The sequence below is a fragment of the Algoriphagus sp. NF genome (genome assembly GCF_028823735.1).
Taxonomy (GTDB): domain Bacteria; phylum Bacteroidota; class Bacteroidia; order Cytophagales; family Cyclobacteriaceae; genus Algoriphagus; species Algoriphagus marincola.
Window position 1 is genome coordinate 1 of sequence record NZ_JAPEIB010000091.1, and the last position, 1,869, is coordinate 1,869.

Here is a 1,869-nt window from a genome sequence, read left to right on the forward strand (position 1 = left end):
GTTTTTTATGGAAAAAGGCAGTCTTATATTTTTCAGTTTTTATAGAAGTTCCTGGGATCAAAAGTTGCGCTTTTCAAACTCCTATTGCTGGGAATGGACTTAAAACAGGATAAGAAAGCGAAGATAGTAGATGCTCATATTGCAAATCGTTCATGCCTACAGCATTGAATTCTGCGCTTTATATTCCTCTGCCAGCCATTAAAATGGCAGGTTAAAATATATCGCATGCCTACGGCATTTCTACATCAAATCGGGAAATATGGAAAGCCTAGGAACCTAATTTCCATTGGATTGCGAATATCAATTGCTTTAGCTACGAAAACCAACTAGTATAAATAATTGGTGACAGGCGGAATGTTGCATGCAATTCCAATGAATTGAAGTTTATTCATCGAGGAAAAACTAAATCAAGACATCTAATTCTATTATAATTATACCCTTTAAAAAAGGTATAAATCCATTAAATATCCTGCAAATTCTGCGGGTTTTTACAGATACTGCACGTTTAGTTTCAATTTATTCCACTCGCATTCATCTTAGCTCCATGTTTCACCAAAACCCATACAACTATGGCAAAACAAACAGGAGTAATAACCTTGGAAGGGAGAATCGGAAGACTCTCCTTCTATAAAACCAAAGATGGATATCTGGCACGTGAAAAGGGCGGAGTCAGCAGAAACCGGATCTTAAATGATCCACGCTTTGCGCGGACTCGGGAAAATATCCGGGAGTTTACCGACAATGCCAAATCCTCCAAGCTCTTTCGGGATGCCTTGAGACCGGTCATTTCCCAGATTGGGGACCGTCGCCTGACGCAGCGGATTACCCAATCCATGATGCAGGTCCTAAAATCCGATGAGCTCAACGTTCGCGGTGACCGTACTGTGAAGGACGGAGACTGGCAGCTGATGAAGGATATGGAACTCAATTCGGGTTCTTCCCTCAGCAGTGTACTGTTCTTCGAACTCGGATTACAGGACAGTGCTTCCGCCTGGGAAGTTCAGCTACCGGCATTTAATCCGCAGGACCTTTTAGCCATGCCTGCCGGGGCCACGCATTTCAAGATTTCGGCCTCCGGTGTGGGGATTGATTTTGAGAGCGGGAGTCGCAGTCTTCAGTCTCAGAGTACCCCGGTACAGGCGGTGACAGCGCCCAGTCTGGCTCAGACACTGAGTGTGGACAAGACTCAGTTGAGCGGTACACACTATGCCTTTTTGGTCAGTGTGGAGTTTATTCAGGCCGTCAATGGGGTGGATTATGCCATCAACAACGGTGCGCATAATGCTGCCAAGATCATCAGTCTTGAAAAAACCAGCTAATGCGATTGCTGCTTAAGCGCAGGTACAGCCCCCGGAATACCCTGGGGGCCCTGCACTTGGGTCCCAGAAAGCTTTGTCTGATTCGGGAAGCACCGAAAGACTGCTTTGACCCAAGCCGGAATTGCCTGGAGGAAGGCTGCTATGAACTGGAGCCCGATCATGATGAGCGAATTGGCTGGTTTATTCGGGTAGGGAACTCCGGACGATTGATTCCTAAAACTGCCCCTTATCTACCGGGGAAGTTTGAAATCTGTCCGGTGACCAAATTCCGAGAAGACGGAACTCCCCTATTTACCCGACTGGCCTTTCTGAAGCTGATGGACTTTCTGACTCCCTATTGGGAGAGACAGGAGGTAGTCGAACTCCAAATCGTTTCTTCTCCTATCCCTTATCAACTGGAATCATGCCTGTCTCCGTCTTATTGTTGACCATTACAGGAGCCTTGATTTCGCTGTTGCTCTCCATTATTGCCTTCTTCCTAAAATTTCTCATAGAGGATTTCAGGAGATTGCAGATTGAGGTAACAGCGTTGAAAGGTAAGCAGGAAGGA

At 45.9% G+C, this 1,869-nt stretch carries 2 protein-coding genes; both read left to right on the forward strand.

The genetic code is table 11. From position 1 onward, the window contains the following. Positions 1-569 precede the first annotated feature (569 nt). Entirely contained in the window at positions 570-1,319 is a 750-nt protein-coding gene (locus OU792_RS18445; RefSeq protein ID WP_274671045.1) for a hypothetical protein, read from the forward strand. After that, complete coding sequence (locus OU792_RS18450; protein ID WP_134203051.1) at positions 1,319-1,747, forward strand: hypothetical protein; 429 nt, start codon at positions 1,319-1,321, stop codon at positions 1,745-1,747. Before OU792_RS18445 ends, OU792_RS18450 begins: the two co-directional genes overlap by 1 nt. Positions 1,748-1,869: the final 122 nt, after the last annotated feature.

Excerpts from the sequence above, each read along its gene's own strand:
- OU792_RS18450 (WP_134203051.1), top strand. The coding sequence starts at position 1,319 with ATGCGATTGCTGCTTAAGCGCAGGTACAGCCCCCGGAATACCCTGGGG.
- OU792_RS18445 (WP_274671045.1), top strand. The coding sequence starts at position 570 with ATGGCAAAACAAACAGGAGTAATAACCTTGGAAGGGAGAATCGGAAGA.